Source organism: Streptomyces sp. NPDC090108 (assembly GCF_044747185.1).
Taxonomy (GTDB): domain Bacteria; phylum Actinomycetota; class Actinomycetes; order Streptomycetales; family Streptomycetaceae; genus Streptomyces.
The window spans coordinates 777,057-797,599 of record NZ_JBIVDQ010000001.1 but is presented as its reverse complement, the minus strand read 5'-3'; the positions used below and the strand labels follow the sequence as shown (position 1 = coordinate 797,599).

18 protein-coding genes are annotated in these 20,543 nt (G+C 72.8%); 11 read left to right on the top strand and 7 right to left on the bottom strand.

Going from position 1 to position 20,543, the window contains the following annotated elements; genetic code table 11:
• The first annotated feature begins 384 nt into the window (after positions 1 to 384).
• Entirely contained in the window at positions 385 to 1,509 is a 1,125-nt protein-coding gene (locus ACIPRD_RS03470) for an adenylate/guanylate cyclase domain-containing protein (protein ID WP_356410530.1), read from the top strand.
• A gap of 74 nt (positions 1,510 to 1,583) precedes the next feature.
• Here ACIPRD_RS03470 and ACIPRD_RS03465 read toward each other — a convergent pair whose 3' ends face one another.
• Positions 1,584 to 2,447, bottom strand: a complete 864-nt coding sequence (locus tag ACIPRD_RS03465; RefSeq protein ID WP_401559518.1) for a hypothetical protein — start codon at positions 2,445 to 2,447, stop codon at positions 1,584 to 1,586.
• Between the two features lie 403 nt (positions 2,448 to 2,850).
• On the opposite strand from ACIPRD_RS03465, the gene ACIPRD_RS03460 reads away from it, so the two are divergent.
• The 3 genes from ACIPRD_RS03460 (at position 2,851) to hutH (ending at position 7,022) form a co-directional block, all read left to right on the top strand.
• Positions 2,851 to 3,645, top strand: coding sequence for an enoyl-CoA hydratase/isomerase family protein (locus tag ACIPRD_RS03460; RefSeq protein ID WP_401559515.1), 795 nt, complete (start codon positions 2,851 to 2,853; stop codon positions 3,643 to 3,645).
• 583 nt (positions 3,646 to 4,228) lie between these two features.
• The gene (locus ACIPRD_RS03455) at positions 4,229 to 5,377 is read left to right on the top strand and encodes a GGDEF domain-containing protein (protein ID WP_356410520.1); all 1,149 of its coding nucleotides are present in this window, start codon (positions 4,229 to 4,231) and stop codon (positions 5,375 to 5,377) included.
• A gap of 106 nt (positions 5,378 to 5,483) precedes the next feature.
• Positions 5,484 to 7,022 (top strand): histidine ammonia-lyase, encoded by a 1,539-nt coding sequence (gene hutH, locus ACIPRD_RS03450; RefSeq protein ID WP_356410553.1) that lies wholly within the window; start codon positions 5,484 to 5,486, stop codon positions 7,020 to 7,022.
• A gap of 121 nt (positions 7,023 to 7,143) precedes the next feature.
• On the opposite strand, the gene ACIPRD_RS03445 is transcribed toward hutH, so the two are convergent.
• Positions 7,144 to 7,941: a hypothetical protein gene (locus tag ACIPRD_RS03445; protein WP_356410517.1), complete on the bottom strand. Its 798-nt coding sequence runs from the start codon at positions 7,939 to 7,941 to the stop codon at positions 7,144 to 7,146.
• Positions 7,942 to 7,983: 42 nt separating this feature from the next.
• Positions 7,984 to 8,343: an LPXTG cell wall anchor domain-containing protein gene (locus tag ACIPRD_RS03440; protein WP_356410514.1), complete on the bottom strand. Its 360-nt coding sequence runs from the start codon at positions 8,341 to 8,343 to the stop codon at positions 7,984 to 7,986.
• A gap of 109 nt (positions 8,344 to 8,452) precedes the next feature.
• On the opposite strand from ACIPRD_RS03440, the gene ACIPRD_RS03435 reads away from it, so the two are divergent.
• The 4 genes from ACIPRD_RS03435 (at position 8,453) to ACIPRD_RS03420 (ending at position 12,633) form a co-directional block, all read left to right on the top strand.
• Positions 8,453 to 8,806, top strand: a complete 354-nt coding sequence (locus ACIPRD_RS03435) for a hypothetical protein (RefSeq protein WP_356410511.1) — start codon at positions 8,453 to 8,455, stop codon at positions 8,804 to 8,806.
• A 221-nt stretch (positions 8,807 to 9,027) separates the two neighbouring features.
• Positions 9,028 to 10,275 carry an Ig-like domain-containing protein gene (locus ACIPRD_RS03430; protein WP_356410508.1) on the top strand — a complete coding sequence of 416 codons (1,248 nt, stop codon included), beginning with the start codon at positions 9,028 to 9,030 and terminating at the stop codon, positions 10,273 to 10,275.
• A gap of 164 nt (positions 10,276 to 10,439) precedes the next feature.
• The gene (locus ACIPRD_RS03425) at positions 10,440 to 11,900 is read left to right on the top strand and encodes an ABC transporter permease (protein ID WP_401559510.1); all 1,461 of its coding nucleotides are present in this window, start codon (positions 10,440 to 10,442) and stop codon (positions 11,898 to 11,900) included.
• 49 nt (positions 11,901 to 11,949) lie between these two features.
• Positions 11,950 to 12,633 (top strand): ABC transporter ATP-binding protein, encoded by a 684-nt coding sequence (locus ACIPRD_RS03420; protein WP_401559508.1) that lies wholly within the window; start codon positions 11,950 to 11,952, stop codon positions 12,631 to 12,633.
• Positions 12,634 to 12,707: 74 nt separating this feature from the next.
• On the opposite strand, the gene ACIPRD_RS03415 is transcribed toward ACIPRD_RS03420, so the two are convergent.
• On the bottom strand, positions 12,708 to 13,604 hold the full coding sequence (locus ACIPRD_RS03415; RefSeq protein WP_356410497.1) for a helix-turn-helix transcriptional regulator: 897 nt from the start codon (positions 13,602 to 13,604) through the stop codon (positions 12,708 to 12,710).
• A gap of 189 nt (positions 13,605 to 13,793) precedes the next feature.
• On the opposite strand from ACIPRD_RS03415, the gene ACIPRD_RS03410 reads away from it, so the two are divergent.
• From ACIPRD_RS03410 to msrA, 3 genes are all read left to right on the top strand, one after another.
• Entirely contained in the window at positions 13,794 to 14,837 is a 1,044-nt protein-coding gene (locus ACIPRD_RS03410; protein WP_401559505.1) for an NAD(P)-dependent alcohol dehydrogenase, read from the top strand.
• Between the two features lie 145 nt (positions 14,838 to 14,982).
• Positions 14,983 to 15,378 (top strand): hypothetical protein, encoded by a 396-nt coding sequence (locus tag ACIPRD_RS03405; RefSeq protein ID WP_356410491.1) that lies wholly within the window; start codon positions 14,983 to 14,985, stop codon positions 15,376 to 15,378.
• Between the two features lie 160 nt (positions 15,379 to 15,538).
• Positions 15,539 to 16,051, top strand: a complete 513-nt coding sequence (gene msrA / locus ACIPRD_RS03400; protein ID WP_356410488.1) for a peptide-methionine (S)-S-oxide reductase MsrA — start codon at positions 15,539 to 15,541, stop codon at positions 16,049 to 16,051.
• 70 nt (positions 16,052 to 16,121) lie between these two features.
• Here the strand turns inward: msrA and ACIPRD_RS03395 are convergent, their stop codons facing one another.
• The 3 genes from ACIPRD_RS03395 to ACIPRD_RS03385 form a co-directional block, all read right to left on the bottom strand.
• Entirely contained in the window at positions 16,122 to 17,258 is a 1,137-nt protein-coding gene (locus ACIPRD_RS03395; RefSeq protein WP_401559501.1) for a hypothetical protein, read from the bottom strand.
• Between the two features lie 156 nt (positions 17,259 to 17,414).
• A complete protein-coding gene (locus ACIPRD_RS03390) occupies positions 17,415 to 19,046 on the bottom strand; it encodes a M48 family metalloprotease (RefSeq protein ID WP_401559498.1) in 1,632 nt (543 codons plus the stop codon).
• Positions 19,047 to 19,234: 188 nt separating this feature from the next.
• Positions 19,235 to 20,341 carry a hypothetical protein gene (locus ACIPRD_RS03385; RefSeq protein ID WP_356410479.1) on the bottom strand — a complete coding sequence of 369 codons (1,107 nt, stop codon included), beginning with the start codon at positions 20,339 to 20,341 and terminating at the stop codon, positions 19,235 to 19,237.
• Positions 20,342 to 20,543 lie beyond the last annotated feature (202 nt).

The following is a 20,543-nucleotide window of genomic DNA, read 5'->3' as shown; positions in this document are numbered from 1 at the left end:
GGCAGGGGGCGCGGGGAACTGCGCGATCAGCCCCCACCGGGCCCGCACCCATGCACGACGGCCAAGCCCCCCAACCAAGGGGCGCGAGGAACTGCGCACCCAGCCCCACCCAGCCCCACCCGGCCCGCGCCCAGGCACGACGGCCAAGCCCCCCCGGACAGGGGATCAGCCCCCACCGACCCGCACACGGATATGGCCGGAAAGTCCCCCACCCGGGGGCCAGGGGGCAGAGCCCCCTCAGAACCCCAGCAACGGCACACCGCACCTCACCAGCAAACCTGCACCTCCCAGTCGGCCGAACCCAACGGAGTGAGGTGGCGCACACCTGCCGTAGAGTTGAGCCCGGTCGGTACCTGACCGCGGCAGATCGGAAGGGCAGCAGGCGTGACCGTCGACGACACCGGCTCCGGCGGGGGCGCGGACGGCCGGGTGGACCCCGACGCCGCCGAATCCGGCGAGGATCCCCTCGCCCTGCGCCTGGAACAGCTCATCCTGGGCGCCGAGCGTCGCTACACCCCGTTCCAGGCCGCCCGCAGCGCAGGCGTCTCCATGGAACTGGCCTCACGGTTCTGGCGTGCCATGGGCTTCGCGGACATAGGGCAGGCCAAGGCCCTCACCGAGGCCGACGTGCTGGCCCTGCGCCGGCTCGCGGGCCTGGTCGAGGCCGGACTGCTCAGCGAGGCCATGGCGGTGCAGGTGGCCCGTTCGACCGGGCAGACCACCGCGCGGCTGGCCGAGTGGCAGATCGACTCCTTCCTGGAGGGCCTGACCGAGCCCCCCGAGCCGGGCATGACCCGCACCGAGGTGACGTACCCGATCATCGAGCTGCTCCTGCCCGAGCTGGAGGAGTTCCTCGTCTACGTCTGGCGCCGCCAGCTCGCCGCCTCGGCCGGCCGGGTCATCCAGGCCGCCGACGACGAGGAGATGGTCGACCGGCGGCTCGCCGTCGGCTTCGCCGACCTCGTCGGGTTCACCCGGCTGACCCGGCGGATGGAGGAGGAGGAGCTCGGCGAACTGGTCGAGGCCTTCGAGACCACCGCGGCCGACCTGGTCGCCGCGCGCGGCGGCCGGCTCATCAAGACCCTCGGCGACGAGGTGCTCTACGTCGCCGACGACGCGGGCATCGCCGCGGACATCGCGCTGCGGCTGGTCGAGACGATGGCGAACGACGAGACGATGCCGGAGCTCCGCGTCGGCATGGCCTTCGGCACGGTGACGACCCGGATGGGCGACGTCTTCGGCACGACCGTGAACCTCGCCTCCCGGCTCACCTCGATAGCGCCGCGTGACGCCGTGCTGGTGGACAGCGCCTTCGCGGAGGAACTGATCCGCACGGGCGAGGCGCCCGCCTCGGAGACGGCGGCCGCCGAGGCCGTCGCGACGGCGGAGAAGGAGGGCGAGGAGCCGCCGGCATACCGCTTCGGGCTCCAGCCGATGTGGCAGCGCCCGGTCCGCGGACTCGGTGTGGTCGAGCCCTGGCTGCTCGCCCGCCGCCCCGACCGCGCCTGACCTGCCCCTTCTCTCCGACTCGGGCGACGCTCCGACTCACTCGACTCTCCGACTCGCGCGACGCTCCGAGCCGCTCAGTTCTTCGGGCCGCCCAGCAGATCGACGCACAGTCCGACCACCGGCACGCACACGCCGCCGCCGCTCGGCGGGGGCGCCGGTGCGGTCGTGCCGTGGCTCGGAGCAGGGGCCGGAGGCGGGGCGGGCGCCGGGCCGGCCGGTGAACCCGCGCTCGGATCCGCCGGCTGTCCCGGCCGGGGCCGGGCCGTCGCGGGGGAGCGCGGCGCGGTGGTGCCCGGCGGACGCGCCGGCTGCGAGGTGTCCGTCGGAATGGTGGTCGGGACGCTCCTGCCGTCCGCGGGCGCCCCGTCCACGGACGCGTCCGCCGGCGCGGGACTCACCCCGCCCATCACGGAGGTGGCCGAGGGCAGCGCGGCGGGCGAGGCGGCGGCCGTGGCCGAGCTGCCTGCCGCGCGCCCGGTGACGCCCCCGCTCGCGTCGGCGCGGGGCTCGGCCTCCGCTCTGCCGGGCGTGACGATCCCCGACTCCGGCGCCACCCGGACGAGGCTGAGCGCCCCCGCGGCCAGGACGAGCCCTCCGGCGGCGACCAACCCCTTGCGCCGACGCGGCCTGCGGTGCCGCCCCCGCCGCCCGGCTCCGGCCGCCCCGTCCACGCAGCCGCCCCGGGACGACCCCGTGCCCCGTACAGGCACCGATGCCGGTTCCTGGGACGACACCGCTTCCCGGCCGGAGCCGGTGGACGGGGCGGGAGCGGGGGACGGTCCGGGCTTCGCGGGAGCGGAGGGCGTGGTGGTGACGGCGGTACCGGAGGTCGCGGTCGCGGCGGGGCCGGAGAGCGCGGCGGAGGCGGAGGCGGAGGACAGGTCCGGCTCCGCGGACTCCATCGACTCCGCGGACTCCGCGGACTCCGCGGGTTCCATCGGCTCCGCGCGGCCGGCGGGCTCGACACGCGCGGTGGGTGCGGACGGGGTGATCAGTGTGCTCGCGAGGGGTGGGGGCGGTGTCGGGGGCGCGGACACGCGTCCGGCGCGTTCCGTCCGTTCCGCCTGTCCCGCAGGGACCTTCGCCTGTCCCGCAGGGACCTCCGCACGTATCGGTGTCTTCGGTTCCATGAGATCCCTCCCCGGCGCGCGCCCGGGGCGCACTGTGGCGGTGCGCACGCTATGCGCTGCCGTGGGCGGTGTGGGGTGAGTCGGCCGGGATGTCACTCGAACGGGCGTAGGGCGGCGGCCGGATCCTGAGCGGGCGGCTCTTTTCCGGGGCGGGGTGGGGCTGCGATGATCGGGCCGACAGTGAGTTAACCCGCGTTAACCGGAGGGTGTCATGGGCGAGGAGCGGTTCGGGGAGTTCGTGCTGGTGCGGCGGCACGGGCACGTGGCGGAGCTGGTGCTGGACCGGCCCAAGGCCATGAACGCCGTCTCGACGGAGATGGCCCGTTCCCTCGCGGCGGCGTGCGCGGCGCTGGCCGCGGACCAGGACGCACGGGTGGTCGTCCTGACGTCGTCGCACGAGCGCGCGTTCTGCGTCGGGGCCGACCTGAAGGAGCGGAACTCCTTCAGCGACGCGGACCTGGTGCGGCAGCGGCCGGTGGCGCGAGGGGCGTACACCGGGGTGCTGGAGCTGCCGATGCCGACGATCGCGGCGGTGCACGGGTTCGCGCTGGGCGGTGGCTTCGAACTGGCGCTGTCCTGCGATCTGATCGTCGCCGACCGTACGGCCGTGGTGGGGCTGCCCGAGGTGTCCGTCGGCGTGATTCCCGGTGGCGGGGGCACGCAGCTGCTGCCGCGGCGGGTCGGGGCGGCGCGTGCGGCCGAGCTGATCTTCTCTGCTCGGCGGGTGGAGGCGGCGGAGGCGGCCGAGCTGGGCCTGGTCGACCGGCTGGTGGACGCGGGGCAGGACCGCGAGGAGGCGCTGGCGCTGGCGGCTCGGATCGCGGGGAACTCGCCGGTGGGTCTGCGGTCGGCGAAGCGGGCGCTGCGGCTCGGGCAGGGGCTGGACCTGCGGGCCGGCCTGGAGGTCGAGGACGCGGCGTGGCGTGCGACGGCGTTCTCGGGGGACCGGGCGGAGGGGGTCGCGGCCTTCAACGAGAAGCGTGCGCCGCAGTGGCCTGGGCAGTGAGGTCTGGGCGGGGCCGATGTCTCCGGGCTCGGGTGCGCTGTGGCTGGTCGCGCAGTTCCCCGCGCCCCTTGAGGGGGTGAGGCGGAGCCTTGCTTTTAGGGGCGAGGTGTTTCGCTCCGCGCTGGGCCGGCGTCTTCGGGCTCGGGTGCGTCGTGGCCGCTCGCGCAGTTCCCCGCGCCCCTTGAGGGGGTGAGGCGGAGCCTGCTTTCAGGGCCGAGGTGTTTCGCTCCGCGCTGGGCCTACGTCTCCGGGCTCGGGTGCGTTGTGGCTGGTCGCGCAGTTCCTCGCGCCCCCTAGGGGGTGGGGGTGGAGGTTGTTTTCAGGGGCGAGGTGTTCGGTGGCCGGCTTGAAAGCGCCTACTGCGGCACCGACCTCAGGGGCGCGGGGAACTGCGCGACCAGCCCCGCACGGCCCGCAGGCGGCCGATACGGGGAACCCCCGGCACTCAAGGGGCGCGGGGAACTGCGCGAGCGGCCACCTACTGCCCGCAGGCGGCCGATACGGGGGGCCGCGCTTCCACATTCGCCCACCTGATCGCACGATAAACGCACGCATAACCCCCATTTCTCCCTAACCTGGGGTGATGGGTGAGGACAACCGACTGGCCGCGGTGGTGGCGCTGGCTCAGGGGATGGCCGCGGCGCACACCCCGCGCGATTCATGGCGGGCCGCCGCCCTCGGCGCGTGCCGCGCACTGGACGGGAACTTCGCCGCGCTCTCCGTGTGGGAGCGCGAACTGGGCCGGCTACGGGTCCTGGCGAACGTCGGGGAGCGCGCCCCGGACGAGGAGGAGTTCCCCGAGGCCGAGGCCTACCCGGTGCACCAGTTCCCGGAGATCACCGAGTTCCTGCACGAGAAGTGGGCCGGAGGCGGCGCCGCGAACGCGTGGGTGGAGACCGCGCAGGGCCCCGCCGCCGGCACCCCCGGCTACCTCCACCAGCGCGTCGCCGCCCTGCGCCGCAGAGGCCGCGGCTGCTGCGTCGTAGCCCCCGTCGTCCTGCACGGCAGGGCCTGGGGCGAGCTGTACGTCGCCCGCGCGGTCGGCGTCCCGGTCTTCGGCCGCCCCGACGCCGACTTCGCCACCGTGCTGGCCGCGGTCGTCGCCGCCGGCATCGCGCAGACCGAACGGCTGGAGGAGGCCGAGCGACTCGCGTTCACCGACGCGCTCACCGGGCTCGCCAACCGCCGGGCGGTGGACGTACGCCTGGAGGAGGCCATCGAGCGCCACCGCGCGGACGGCGTGGTCGTCAGTCTCCTCGTCTGCGATCTCAACGGGCTCAAGCGGGTGAACGACACCCACGGGCACGCCGTCGGCGACCGGCTTCTGGAGCGGTTCGGCTCGGTGCTGTCGCTGTGCGGGGCGATGGTGCCGGGCGCGCTCGTGGCGCGGCTCGGCGGTGACGAGTTCTGCCTGCTCTCGGTGGGGCCGCCCGCCGACGACGTGGTCAAGGCGGCGGACGAACTGTGCCGCAGGGCGGCCGAACTGGAGCTGGGGGAGGGGGTGGCCTGCGGGGTCGCCTCGACGGAGGAGCCGGTCGGCCCGGTGTACGACGCCCGGCGGCTGTTCCGGCTGGCCGACGCCGCGCAGTACCGGGCCAAGGCCGAACGGGCCGGTCGTCCCGTGGTGGCCGGCCGCGACGGCCCCGACGATCCGGTCGTACGACTGGCCGACGAACCGCCGCGTCCGCCCGCCCGCTCCGAACGCCGCCGCTTCCGCGGCCGCAGACCCTGAGCCGCCGTACCGCCCTGAGCCGCCGTACCGCCCGCCGGGTAAGGGTCACTCCCGCCGCCCACTAGTGACACCACTGCATTCAATGCGTACGCTCCTGAATATGGATATGCACTCTGTGGTGGTGGGGACGTCCGGTGTCACCGCGTCCGACGTCCTTGCCGTGGCGCGCGGCGGCGCGCGGGTCGAGCTGTCGGCCGAGGCGGTGGCGGCCCTCGCGGCGGCCCGGGAGATCGTGGACTCCCTGGCGGCCAAGCCGGACCCGGTCTACGGCGTCTCCACCGGCTTCGGAGCCCTGGCGTCCCGGCACATCGGCCCGGAACTCCGCGCCCAGCTGCAGCGCAACATCGTCCGCTCGCACGCCGCCGGCATGGGCCCGCGGGTCGAGCGCGAGGTCGTACGGGCCCTGATGTTCCTGCGTCTGAAGACCGTCTGCTCCGGGCACACCGGCGTACGGCCCGAGGTCGCGCAGACCATGGCGGACGTGCTGAACGCCGGCATCACCCCGGTCGTGCACGAATACGGTTCCCTCGGCTGCTCCGGCGACCTCGCCCCGCTCTCCCACTGCGCCCTCGCGCTGATGGGGGAGGGTGACGCGGAGGGCCCCGACGGTGTCGTGCGGCCCGCGGGCGAGCTGCTGGCCGAGCACGGGATCCGGCCGGTCGAGCTGCGCGAGAAGGAGGGTCTCGCCCTGCTCAACGGCACCGACGGCATGCTCGGCATGCTGGTCATGGCCCTCGCGGACCTCGACAACCTCTACAAGTCCGCCGACATCACCGCCGCCCTCAGCCTGGAGGCGCTCCTCGGCACGGACAAGGTCCTCGCCCCCGAGCTGCACGCCATCCGCCCGCACCCGGGCCAGGGCGCGTCCGCCGCCAACATGCTGGCCGTGCTCAAGGGCTCCCAGCTCACCGGGCACCACCAGGACGACGCGCCCCGCGTCCAGGACGCCTACTCGGTGCGCTGCGCCCCGCAGGTCGCCGGCGCCGGACGCGACACCATGGCGCACGCCCGCCTGGTCGCCGAGCGCGAGCTGGCCGCCGCCGTCGACAACCCGGTGGTCCTGCCCGACGGCCGGGTGGAGTCCAACGGCAACTTCCACGGCGCCCCGGTCGCCTACGTCCTGGACTTCCTCGCCATCGCCGCCGCCGACCTCGGCTCCATCGCCGAGCGCCGCACCGACCGGCTGCTGGACAAGAACCGCAGCCACGGCCTGCCGCCGTTCCTCGCGGACGACGCCGGCGTGGACTCCGGTCTGATGATCGCCCAGTACACGCAGGCCGCCCTGGTCAGCGAGATGAAGCGGCTCGCCGTACCGGCGTCCGCGGACTCCATCCCGTCCTCCGCGATGCAGGAGGACCACGTGTCCATGGGCTGGTCGGCCGCGCGCAAGCTGCGCACCGCCGTCGACAACCTGACCCGGATCATCGCCGTCGAGCTCTACGCGGCCACCCGCGGCATCGAACTGCGCGAGGGCCTGGAGCCCGCGCCCGCCTCCCGGGCCGTGATCGAGGCCGTGCGCGCCGCGGGCGTCGAGGGCCCGGGGCCGGACCGGTTCCTCGCGCCCGACCTGGCCGCGGCCGACGCGTTCGTGCGCGCGGGCGGGCTCGTCGCCGCCGCGGAGACGGTCACCGGCCCCCTCCAGTAGAGGCCGCGAGAACGGTCACCGGCCCCTCCAGCAGGGGCCGCGAGAGGATCACCGGCCCGCTCCGGCAGGGGCCGGGAACACGAAGAGGGGCCCTGTCCGTGGACAGGGCCCCTCCGCATGTTCACTTCAGCTTGGCCGTCTGCGCCTGGATCACCGGAGCCGGCACGGCGTACGCCTTCCCGGACATCATCGCGCCGATGTTGCGCGTGGTGAACGAGGCCAGCGTGTTGCCGTGCCGCTCCACCACGACGTGCTCGGCGCCGGTGTCCCCGTCGCCCAGGTCGCTGGTCACGGCGAAGGCCACGGACGCGTCGCCCGAGCCCGCGCCCTTCTCCCCGGCCACCTTGGTGACGGACGCCTTGTCCCCGGCCTGCTCGCCCTTGAAGCCGCCCGCGCAGGCCTTGACCGCGTCGGAGACGGAGGTGAGCGCCTTCTCGGCGCCGTCACCGTCGTACGAGGACAGGGTGATCACGGTGGTGTCGATGTTCATCGACTCCTTGATCGCGGCCTCGAACTTCCCGCTGGCCATGTCCTCCATGGACGTCGCGTCGTCCGTGGGGTCCTTCTTGTTCTCCTGGACCATGATGTTGGTCTCCGCCGGCGCGTCGCCCGGCGCGATGCCCGCCATGATCTGGAGCAGCGTGCCGCAGGAGGTGCCGGCCGCGGTGACCGCGCTCCTCGGGGGCGTGCCGCCCGTCACGGGCTTGACCTTGTACCCCGTCACATCGCCCTCGGCGACGATCAGCTTCTTCAGCTCGGCGGCGCTCAGCGCCTTCACGGCCGGCTTCCGCGCGTCGTTCTTGCCCCCGGCGCCCGTGGACTCCTTGGCATCGCCGCCGGAACAGCCGGTGACGAGGGCGAGTGACAGCGCGCTCACAGCAAGGGTGGCGCACAGCCGCACGCCCGATGATCTCTTCATGACCGGACTATGCGTTCCCGGTCAAAGGAGCGTCAAGTGGAATTAAAATCCCAGGCGTTCGCGGCGCACCGAGTACGCCACGAACCCGGCGCCGAGAGCCAGGAACAGGGTGCCGCCGATGACGTACGGCGTGGTGTCGATGCTGCCGGTGTCGGCGAGCGCGGTCCCGTCCGCGGCGTCCCGGGCGGCCTCGTCCGCGCTCCTGGCCGCGGACGCAGACACGGCTCTGGCCTGCTGGGTCACCTGCTGGGTGACCTGCGTCGCGGTGGTGGAGGACACGCTTCGGGCCGCCGTCGGCGCAGGGGTGTTCTGCGACGCGTTGGCGGACGGGACGAACCACAGGGCGCAGAGCAGAGTGCCCGCGGCGGTGGCGGTCAGCAGCGGACGGCGAGCGGATGACACGGAATATCGATCCCCTTGTGACGCTGGCGAATTGGCCGTGTGGAGCGATGTTAGTGAAAATCGCGGGTCACGGGAAAGTCACAGGAGGTTTCGGCTCTACGCTCGCGGTATGAGCGATGAAGAGACATCACGTTTTGTGCGACTTCGGGTGGAGCTGGTCCTCGAGGTGCAGGACGAGGACGAGCTGACGAAGGCCGCGCTGGGCCGGCTGGCCCGTGATCCGGAGGTCGAGGACGCCGAGCGGGGCCACGCGGAGGCCGCTGTGACGGAAGACACCGCGGAGGCGCTGGCGTATCTCGTCGACCCGTTCGACCTGGTCAGCGAGGTGCCGGGGGTGGAGCTCCAGCAGGCCTCCTGGTCCAGCGAGCGTGTCGACTACGACCCGGATTCGCCCGACTGGGACATGGACGAGGATGATGGGGACGACGACGAGGGCGTCGAGGAAGAGGACGGCATCGGCTGAGCGTTCCGGGGTAGCGGTTTCCCCGGGCGGCAACCGCCGTCCGGGTTTCGTCGTCTGGACAGATGCACGGAACACCAGCGCACCCTCCGCCCTCGGCGGACGTGGTGTGGCCCACACATGCGCGGCATGGGGAACGGGCCGGTGTGTCCGGAGCGTTGGAAGTTCTCAACGGGGACTTACTCGGGGTTTTCACGGATTCGGCAACGATGGAGAAGCGTGTGATGACGGACAGTAAGCGGCGCAAGGGCCTGACGGTCGCGTCCGCGCTGCTCGGTGGTGTGCTCGTGCTCACGGGCTGTTCCGGCGGCGGTGACGCCAGTGCGGCGGACAACGGCGACAGCTCACAGGCGAAGGCCGACGCGGCAGCGGCGAAGAAGTCGTCGGAGGCGCAGATCACGATCACGCCCAAGGACGGCTCCAACAACGCCTCCATCAACAACTCGGCGGCGGTCAAGGTCGCCAAGGGCACGCTCACCGGCGTGACGATGGCCACCGAGGACGGCAAGGCCGTCGCGGGCGCGCTGTCCCCCGACAAGACCAGCTGGAAGCCCACCGGGCAGCTGGAGCGTTCGACCACCTACAAGGTCGCCGCCGAGGCCAAGGACTCCAAGGGCCGCGTGGCCCACGAGAACGCCTCCTTCACCACGGTCTCCCCGGCCAACAGCTTCATAGGCAGCTTCACGCCGGAGAACGGCTCGACCGTCGGCGTGGGCATGCCGGTGTCGATCACCTTCGACAAGGCGATCACCGACAAGGCCGCCGTGCAGAAGGGCATCACCGTGTCCTCCAGCAGCGGCCAGGAGGTCGTCGGGCACTGGTTCAACGCCAACCGCATCGACTTCCGCCCCGAGCAGTACTGGCAGGAGAACTCCACCGTCACGCTGAAGCTGGCGCTCGACGGTGTGCAGGGTGCCAACGGCGTCTACGGCGTGCAGCAGAAGACGGTCACCTTCCACGTCGGCCGCAACCAGGTCTCGTACGTCGACGCGCAGACCAAGCAGATGAAGATCACGCACAACGGCCAGGTCATCAAGACCATTCCGATCTCGGCCGGCTCGCCGGAGCACAAGACGTACGCGGGCATCATGGTGATGTCCCAGAAGTTCCAGCAGACCCGCATGAACGGCGCGACCGTGGGCTTCACGGACGACGACGGCAAGGGCGAGTACGACATCAAGGACGTGCCGCACGCCATCCGCCTGACCAACTCGGGCACGTTCCTGCACGGCAACTACTGGGGCGCCGACTCCGTGTTCGGCAGCGTCAACACCAGCCACGGCTGCGTCGGCCTGCACGACGTCAAGGGCGCCAAGGACCCGAACACGCCGGCCGCCTGGATGTACAACCACTCCCTCGTCGGTGACGTGGTGGTCCTCCAGCACACCGGCGACAAGACCGTCGCCCCGGACAACGGCCTCAACGGCTGGAACATGGACTGGGCGCAGTGGAAGGCCGGTTCGGCGGTCTGACCCGACCTCCCCGGGCCTCGACCCGGACGCCTGCCCCGCTCTCCCCCGAGTGACCCGATGCCGCCCCCCTTTTTCGGGGGCGGCATCGGTGCTGTCCGGCCTTCTTATGCTTCTCTCAGTGCTGCCTCAGGGATCCATCAGGGTCCGCGCCTACCTTGCAGCCCATGTTCTTCACCTACCTGAGGCGCGAACTGCGCCGCCGCAGAAAGGCGGCACTCGTCGTCGCCTCCGGGCTCGCCCTGGGCATCGCGCTCGTGATCGTGGTCAACTCCGTGTCCAACGGCATGGGGCAGGCCCAGGACAAGGTCCTGCAGTCGCTGTACGGCCTGGGCACCGACATGACCGTCACCAAGGCGTCCGCACCGGACGCGAGCGGCTCCCAGCGGCCCCGCTTCAAGTTCGGCGCGCGCGCCGACGGCGACAGCTCCACGCAGAGCAGCGACCGGGTCATGGTCCAGGGCTTCACCACCCTGTCCTCCGCCACGGTCGGCAAGGTCGCGGACCAGAAGGGCGTCGCGTCGGCCGTCGGCGGCCTGAGCCTGAACGTCTTCAAGGTCGACGGCTCCTTCACGCGCGGCCAGTTCCAGCAGAGCGGGGGCGGCGGAGGCTACCGGCGCGGCGGCGGCGCGCCCCAGGGCGAGGTCAAGGGCGGCGGCGCCGACTTCGGCATCAACCAGTACACCGTCTTCGGCACCGACGTCACCAGGACCGCGCTCGGCCCGCTGTCCTCCTCCAGGATCACCAGTGGCCGCACGTTCAAGACCACCGAGACCGACGCCAAGGTGGCCGTCGTCGACTCGGCCTACGCCAAGCAGAAGAAGTACAAGGCGGGTTCGACCGTCACGGTCAAGGGCACCAAGTTCACGGTGATCGGCATCGCCACCGCCGACAGCGGTGACGCGGCGGCCAACCTCTACATCCCGCTGAAGCAGGCGCAGACCCTGGCCGGCGAGAAGGACAAGGTCACCACCGTCTACGTCAAGGCGACCGACTCCCAGAAGATCGACGCCGTCAAGAGCGCCGTCCAGAAGAACGTGTCCGGCACGACCGTGACCACCTCCTCCGACCTGGCCAAGACCGTCTCGGGCTCGCTGTCCACCGCCTCCTCCCTCGCCACCAAGGTCGGCACCTGGCTGTCCATAGCCGTCCTGGTGGCCGCCTTCCTGGTCGCCGGGCTCCTCACCTCCTCCGCGGTCTCCCGCCGGGTGCGCGAGTTCGGCACCCTGAAGGCCCTCGGCTGGAAGTCGTCCCGGGTGACCCGCCAGGTGGTCGGTGAGGCCATGGTCAACGGCCTGGTGGGCGGCGCCCTCGGCATCGCGCTGGGTCTCGCCGGCGCCTACGCGGTCACGGCCGTCAGCCCGACGCTCCAGGCCCAGCTGGGTGGCGGCGGGGGCGGCTTCGGTGGAGGCGGCGGCTTCGGCGGTGGTGGCTTCGGGGGCGGCGGCTTCGGCGGCGCGCGCCGCGCGGGCAAGACCCTGGAAGTGGCCCTCACCGCCCCGGTCAGCGTGACGACGATCGTCCTGGCGGTGGCCCTCGCGGTGGCCGGCGGTCTGATCGCGGGCGCCTTCGGCGGCTGGCGCGCCTCGCGGCTGCGCCCGGCGGACGCGCTGCGCCGCGTGGAGTAGCGGACGCCCGGTCCGCAGCCGAACCCGATCCGCACCTCCAGGAGCCTTCATGTACGAACTGAGAAACCTCACCAAGACCTACACCCGGGGCAAGGCCACGGTCCGTGCCCTCGACGGAGTGGACCTCACCATCCCGCAGGGGGACCGCCTGATCATCCAGGGCCCCACCGGCGGCGGTAAGTCCACCCTGCTCCAGATGCTCGGCGCCCTGGACCGCCCCTCCTCCGGCGAACTCCTCCTCGACGGCACCGATCTCGCCGAGCTGTCCGAGGCCCGGCTGACCAGGCTGCGCAGCGAGAACATCGGCTTCGTCTTCCAGTCCTTCAACCTCATCCCGACCCTCACCGCCCAGGAGAACGTGGAGACCGCCCTCGTCCCCCTCGGCGTCAAGGCGAAGGAGCGGCGCGAACTGGCGGCGGAAGCGCTGGAGTCCGTCGGTCTCGGCGAGCGCCGGTCCCATCTGCCCGCCGAGATGTCCGGCGGCCAGCAGCAGCGCGTCGCCATCGCCCGCGCCCTCGTCAAGCGCCCGAAGGTGCTGCTCGCCGACGAGCCGACCGGCAACCTCGACGAGAGCATGCGCGACGAGATCATGGACCTGCTCGAACGCCGGTGGAAGGAGCACGGGCTGACCTTCATCATGGTCACCCACGACTCCGCGATCGCGAAGAAGGCCCCGCGCCTGGCGACCATCCGGGGCGGCAGGCTCAGCGTGCGGGAGAACGCGGGCGCGTGACGGATGCCCGGGCCGGTCACGTCAGGTGAGGGGCGTCCGGAGCACCTGTCTCCGGGCGCCCCCGGCTGCCGCGCTCAGGCGGACGGTACCGGCCGGGTCGCGTCCGTGCCCCAGCTGGCCAGGAGGCGCAGGGACTGCGCGGAGGGGGAGCCGGGCTCGGCGTGGTAGGTGACCAGGGTCAGGTCGCCGTCGCCGGAGACGTGGAAACCCTCGAAGTTCAGGCAGAGTTCGCCGACCAGCGGATGCCGCAGCCGCTTGACGCCGTGGCTCTTCTCCTTGACGTCGTGCGTGGCCCACAGCCGCCGGAACTCCTCGCTCTTGACGGAGAGTTCACCCACCAGCGCGGACAGCCGGGGGTCGTCCGGGTAGCAGCCGGCGTCCATGCGCAGGGCGCACACGATGTCGATCGCCTTCTGCTCCCAGTCGACGAACAGCTCGCGGTACTCGGGCCGCAGGAACACCAGCCGGGCCCAGTTGCGCTCCGCGGCCGGCAGCTCCGCCCAGTCACCGAAGAGCGCGGCGGCCGTACGGTTCCAGGCGAGGATGTCCGAGCGCCGCCCGACGACGTACGCCGGCACGGTCTCCATCGCGTCCAGCAGATGCAGCAGCGCCTGGCGGGTCTGCGGCTGCCGTGCCGCCGGCTTCTTCTTGTGCGCCTTGGGCTTCGCCAGATGCGTCAGATGCGCGTGCTCGGCGTCCGTCAGGCGCAGGGCGCGGGCGATGGAGTCCAGCACCTCCGCCGACACGTTGCGGCCGTTGCCCTGTTCCAGGCGCGTGTAGTACGCCACCGACACCCCGGCCAGCTGCGCCAGCTCCTCGCGCCGCAGCCCCGGCACCCTGCGGTGCCGCCCGAAGTCGGGCAGGCCCACGTCCTCCGGCTTCAGCCGGGCCCGCCTGCTGCGCAGGAACTCGCTCAGCTCGGACCGGCGGGCCGGCGGCCGCCCCGCGGATGCTCGCGCCTGTTCGTCCATACCCCCAGTATCCGCGCCGTCCCCTGGTCGTACGCAGGGCAGCCTGACCCCGCCAGTGGTAGGCACGGCAGACGTACGAAAAGGCGTGGACAGGCTGGCGGGCGGGGATTGCGGCAGGCTGGAAGCCGTGGAAGCCGTACCCGGCGACAAAGCATGCCGGGTACGCAGACCCGCTAGGAGAACCCCGGCATGACCACTGTTGCTGCTTACGCCGCGCCCGCCGCGAAGGCCCCGCTGGAGCGGACCACCATCGAGCGGCGCGCGGTCGGCGACCACGACGTCCTCATCGACATCAAGTTCGCCGGTATCTGCCACTCCGACATCCACCAGGCGCAGGACGGCTGGCACCCCGGCATCTTCCCGATGGTGCCCGGCCACGAGATCGCGGGTGTCGTCACCGAGGTCGGCCCCGAGGTGACGAAGTTCGCCGTCGGCGACCGGGTGGGCGTCGGCTGCATGGTCGACTCCTGCCGCGAGTGCGACAACTGCAAGGCCGGCCTGGAGCAGTACTGCACCGGTGGCGGTCCCGTCTGGACGTACAACGCCGTCGGCAAGGACGGCGAGCCCACCTACGGCGGCTACTCGGAGAACATCGTCGTCGACCAGGACTTCGTCGTCCGCGTCCCCGACGGCCTCTCCCTCGACGTGGCCGCGCCGCTGCTGTGCGCCGGCATCACCACGTACTCCCCGCTGAAGCACTGGAACGCCGGCCCCGGCAAGAAGGTCGCCGTCGTCGGTCTCGGCGGCCTCGGCCACATGGGCGTCAAGATCGCGCACGCGCTCGGCGCCGAGGTGACCGTCCTGTCGCAGTCCCTGCGCAAGAAGGACGACGGCCTCCGGCTCGGTGCCGACCACTACTACGCCACCAGCGACCCGAAGACCTTCGAGGAGCTGGCCGGCACCTTCGACGTCATCCTGAACACCGTCTCCGCGCCGCTCGACTTCGCCGCGTTCCTGTCCCTGCTCCGCACGGACGGCACGATGGTCAACGTCGGCCTGCCGGAGGAGGAGGTCAACATCTCCCTGCAGTCCCTGTTCGGCAACCGCCGCAGCATCAGCAGCTCCGGCATCGGCGGCATCGCCGAGACCCAGGAGATGCTCGACTTCTGCGCGGAGCACGGCCTCGGCGCCGAGATCGAGCTGATCTCCGCCGACCAGATCAACGAGGCGTACGACCGCGTCCAGGCCAGCGACGTCCGCTACCGCTTCGTGATCGACAACGCCACCATCTGAGCGGTGGGGCGCCGGCCCCGGGGGACGGCCGGCGCCCCGTCGGGTACCGGACCGCCCGGGTGACATGCCCGTGTCGCTCCGGTCGCGGGGCCGCGGCGTGCGCCAGCTTGGTCGGGACATGTTCACGACCGAGAAAGGGGCCGACGTGAGAAGGTCCGGCATCCGCGCGACCCTGTCCATCGCAGCCGCCCTGACCATCGCGGGCGTCACGGCCGGCCCGGCCTTCGCGGCCCCCGAGCCGCCCCTCATCAACATCCAGTTCGACAACACCAAGGGCGGCACGCAGATCGGCGGCAAGAACAACACCCAGGGCGGGACCCAGGGCGCCGGCGCGGGCAACGTCCAGGGCGGCACCCAGGGAGCCGGCAAGGGCAACACGCAGGGCGGCACCCAGGGCGGGACGAACAACACCCAGGGCGGCACCCAGGGCGCCGTGAACACCTTCGGCACCCGCGCGGCCACGGAACCCCTGTCCCGGGTCCTGGGCCTGCTCGGCCTTCCCGGCCTGCTCCCCGGAGGACTCCTCCCGACGGCGTCCTGACGGCCGCCCGGGCCGGCGTTCCCGGTCGCGCCCGCCGGCGGCCCCGGCGGGCGCGGAATCGCCCGGAACCCTCGTGCGTTGAGGTCAGTGGGTGTGCGGCCGGCGGTGGGTGAGCCGGGCGGCCCCGAGTGAACCGACCGACAGACATGGAGGGGCCGAAATGGCTGCGCAGACTCAGAGGGCCGTGCTGGCCGGCGGATGCTTCTGGGGGATGGAGGAGCTGGCCCGCCGGCTCCCGGGCGTGACGGCGACCCGCGTCGGATACACCGGCGGTGACGTGGAGAACGCGACCTACCGCAACCACGGCACGCACGCGGAGGCCATCGAGATCCTCTTCGACCCCGAGCAGACCGACTACCGCGCGCTCCTGGAGTTCTTCTTCCAGATCCACGACCCGAGCACCAAGAACCGCCAGGGCAACGACATCGGCCTCAGCTACCGCTCGGCCATCTACTACGTGGACGACGAGCAGAAGCGGATCGCCGAGGACACGATCGCCGACGTGGACGCCTCCGGTCTGTGGCCCGGCAAGGTCGTCACCGAGGTGGAGCCGGTCGGCCCGTTCTGGCAGGCCGAGCCCGAGCACCAGGACTACCTTCAGCGCTACCCGGACGGGTACACCTGCCACTTCCCGCGCCCGGGCTGGAAGCTCCCCGCCCGCACGGAGGGCTGACCGCGACGGAGGGACGACCTCACGGAGGGCGGGCCCGGCCTGACGGCGGGCCCGCCCTCCGTCGCCGTGCTCAGCGGTGCTCCGGCACCGCCTCCCGCTCCGTGACCGTGTGCGCGACCGTGTCGCGGACCTGGCAGTAGTACGCCGCCATGTTTCCGCGGTAGCGCCAGGGGAGCGCGTTCACATGGCCGTCGACCAGCCGGAACTGCTCCAGCGCCGCCTCGTCGCGGCCCTGGAGATGGAGGTAGAACGCCAGCAGGTGGCGCAGTTCCGGCAGGCGCGGGTGCCCGGGGTCGGCAGCGGCCGCGTCGGCCAGGGCCGCCTCGACCCGGACCAGCATCACGGGCGTGTTGTCGGCGTCCGTGTCCGACGACTCGTCGTGCTCGAAGTGCGCGACGAGCGGCAGAGCCGTCAGCAGGCTGCCCTGCGGCGCCTCGGCGGCGGCCCGCTCGGCGAACTCCGTCGCGAGCCGCTCCGAGCCCCGCCACTTCGCGCACCAGTACTGGAGCGCCGAGAAGTGCGCCTCGTAGTGGTGCGGGGCGCGGGCGGTGATCCGCTCCCAGAGCTTCTCCATCTCGGCGTTCGGGTAGCCGAGGCCCAGCGCGACCCAGATCTCCGCGACGTACGGCGTCGGGTCGTCGGGGTTGAGGCCGGCGGCCCGCGCGATCTCCTCGCGGGCGCTGTTCAGCGTCCGGTGGAAGCCCTCGGCCTGCTCGCGCGTCGTCTGCCGGCCGCTCTGCGCGCCGCGCAGCGCCCAGGCGAGCCGTACGGTGCTGCGGGCCCGGACCACGGCCGCGTCCGGGTCGCCGGGGCGCGCGGCCTCCCAGTCCAGCAGCCACGCGTCGTCCTCGGCGGCCGGCTCGGCGAGCAGGTACGCCACCGCCGAGCGGCGTTCCCAGTCCCGGCCGACGGAGGCCAGCACCTCGGCGGCCGGCTGCCAGTCGCCCGCGCGCACCGCGGCCAGCGCGGCCGCCCAGTCGGCGGGGAGCGGGCCGGAGAGGTCGGTGTTCTGCCGTTCCGCGGGCAGCAGCCCGAGCTTCGCGGCGGCCTCCGCGGCGGAGGCCGCCCGCGCGGCCTCCTCGGCCTCCTCGGCGTCGGTGTCCGGGGTCGGCGAGAAGAACTCCTTGAGGAACACCCAGGCCAGCCACCCCACGAAGAGCAGTGTGGGGACGGCCAGAGCGGCCAGGATCCAGAGCAGGACGGTCATGGGAGGGAGCGGTCCGTTCGTCCGAGGGGCGAGGGGCGAGGAGAGCAGGGGGTGGGGGAGCGGGAGGGCGGGGGAGCGGGGCGAGGTGGCGGGGCGTGGTTCGCCGTGCGCCGGTGGCGCCCCCTCCCGCGACGGGCAGGGGGTGCCACCGCGGTGTCACGCCTGCGGTGCCGGCACCGGCGGGAGCAGCGCGCGCAGAGGGGCGGTGTCGGGGTGGTCGGCGAGCGCCGCGTCCAGCGCCGCGCGCAGCGCGGCCTCGGGGTTTTCGTCCTGCGTGGCGTCCCCGCCGGGCAGGACGACGGCGGCCGGGCGGGACCAGGAGAACTCCCACCGCAGCAGCGACCGCGCGTTGAACTCGGCCAGCACCATGGTCCGCAGCCAGCCGGTCAGCCTCGGCCGCAGGAACTCGCGGAAGGCGCGCCCCTTCGCCGCGGCCGCCTCCTCCGACAGGGGAAGCCGCTCGGCCAGCCGCCACAGCCGGCCCTCGTCGATCAGGGCCAGCAGCGCGTCGAGCGTCGCGGGCTGCCCGGTGTACTCGGCCAGGGCCCGGTGCAGCGGGGTGTGCGCGGCCGACAGGTTCTCCGCCATGGTCGCGTTCAGCAGCTCGGTCCACTCGGCGGTCCGCCGGAAGGCGAGGATCTCCTGCCGGAGCACGGCGTCCTCCAGGGCCTCCTGGGCGCGCGGCGCGTCCGAGAGCAGGGTCAGGGCCGTGCCCGTGCCGCCCGCGTCCCGCCCGTCGTCGGGCAGCGCCTCGATGCGGCGTACGCGGTCGGCGATCGGCGGGTGCGAGTCGTACGGCGACACCGGCTCGGCCGGCAGGTCCTGGCGCATCCCGGCCAGTTCCTCCTCGCGGGCCGCCAGCAGCCGGCCGAAGCCGCCGAAGAACTCACCGCGCGGCGGCAGTACGCGGGCCGGTAGGCCCAGCGTGGCGTACGACTGGAGGTAGAAGTCGTGGGAGGCGGAGAGCACCTGGATCTCGCGCAGCGCGGACGCGGTCGCGACCCGCCCGGCGATCCGAGCGGCCGTGAGGTCGGCGGCGTACTCCTGCGCGCGGGCCGTGGACAGCGAGGCGCGCATGTAGAGCCGGCCGTACAGGGTGTAGACCGCCGCCATCATGCGGTACGTCCACCCGGAGCCGGCGGTGTCGACCTCGCGGGCCTTCTTGCCCTTCGCGACCCGCTTGGCCGCGGCCTTCTCCTGGCGGGCGCGCTCGGACTCCTCCTGGCCGTCCGCGCGGGCGTGGAACTGCTCGATGACCCGGCCGATCTGCGCGCGACCGCGCACCACGAGCGCGGAGAGCCGGGTGTCACCGCCGGTGAAGTGGCCGTATTCATGGGCGAGTACGGCCCGCAGCTGCGCCTCGCCGAGGCCGGTCAGCAGCGGTACGCCGAGGTAGAGGGTCCGGCTGCCGGGCAGCAGGCCGAGCAGGCGGGCCCGCTCGCTCACGGCCGCGTTGACGTCGGCGGTCAGCAGGATCCGGTCGGGAGCGCGGGTGCCGGTCGCCGCGGCGAGCTCCCGCACCAGCGCCCAGAGCCGGGGTTCGCCCTCCTCGGTGGCCTCGACGCCGGGCAGGTCGTCGCCCTTCGGCGTGCGCAGCATGAACATGCCGCGTACGACGGGGACGGCGAGCAGCACCGTGACGATGAGCAGTTTGCCCGCGGCCATGCCGTGCATCTCGGTGAGCACGGCGGCGTCGAGACCGATCAGCACCGCGAGGATGACGAGGCTCAGCAGGTAGAAACCGCAGAGCAGGACAAGGGCGCGCAGCGCGCGCAGAGTTGCGCCCATCGGGCAGATCCCCCCACAGGATCCGGGAACAGAGGACAGGGGTCATGGCCGGCGCCGTGGGAACGGTGCCGCCGATGAAGGTGGGGGGATTTCACGGAAGCGGCCGCGGAGCAAAGCGGGAGCAAAGTCCGGACCAGGCGGAGTATGCCCTACCGCTGGTCAGCGCGGCAATACGGAGATCCGGAAGGTCAAACGGCCAGGGACGCGGGGCTGCCTCCGCCGGCCTCGTAGCCGGCCACCGCCACCGCGCGGTAGAGGGCGAACTCGGCGGCCGGGTCGGCCGACAGCGTCCAGGGCAGCGCCCCCGCGTGGCCGTCGACGTGGACCAGCTGGTCCATGGCCTCGGGCCAGCGCTCCGCCCGCACCAGGAAGAAGACCAGCAGATGGCGGACGTGCGCCAGGACCGGATCGTCCGGGCGGGCGGTGTGCACCGCGTGCAGCGCGCCGTGCACCGCCTTGGTGACGACCTCGCTCCGGTAGAAGCCCTGGACCAGATTCACCTCGGGCAGGTGCTCGAACACCGCGAACAGCGGCAGCGCGGCCAGCAGCGATCCCTCGGGAGCCCGGGCCGCCGCGCCCTCGGCGAACGCGTACGCCTGCTCGCGCGAGCCGTGCCACTTCTCGCACCAGTGGTGCAGCGCGGCCAGGTGGGCGCCCATGTGGTGGGGCGCGCGGTCGAGGATCCGCTGCCACAGCTCCTCGAACTCCGGCGCCGTACACCCCAGCCCCCGGGCCGCGGACAGCTCGACGATGTGCGGGACCGGGTCGTCGGGGGCCCGCAGCGCCGCCTCACGGCACGCCTCCCGGGTCTCCTCCATGATGATCCGGAAGTCCGGCGTGCCCGGCACCGACGTGCGCCACGCCTGCTGCGCCAGGAACTCCGCGTACACCGCCGTGGCACCCGGGTCCTCGGGCCGCTCGGCCCGCCACACCCGCAGCCACTGTCCGCCGGGCGTCTCGTGCACCCCGCCGGGCTGTCGCTGGAGCTCCAGCGACGCCGTGCCGGCGAAGGCCTGCACCCGCTGCCAGCGCTCCTCGGTCTCCACCCCGGTGCCCGCCAGCAGCTGTTCGGCCGCCCGGTGGTCCCGGGTGCGCCGCATCACGTCCAGCACGGCCAGCAGGTCCGGATCCGCTCCGGGCATCCGTACGTCCAGGTCCTCCTGGCGCACGAAGCCGTACTTCTCCGCGCTCGCGTCCGGGTGCCCCTGCCCGGTCCCCCCGCGCCGCCGCCGCAGGAACGGCACCAGCACGAAACCCAGCATGAGCAGCGCCATGAGCAGCCAGAGAATCGCCATGCCTCAAGCGAACCAGACCCGCACGGCAAAAGGCCAACCCCGTGAGGGCCGCCCGGTGCCGTGGTCCCGGCCCGCCCGGACCTATCGCCGTGCCGCCCGCACCCGCCGCCGTGGCCGCCCGTCGTACCACCGTCGTGCCCGCTCGTGCCCGTCCGCCGTGCCGTCGCCGCACGGCTTCGCACGGCTTCGTGGCGCAGGTGTC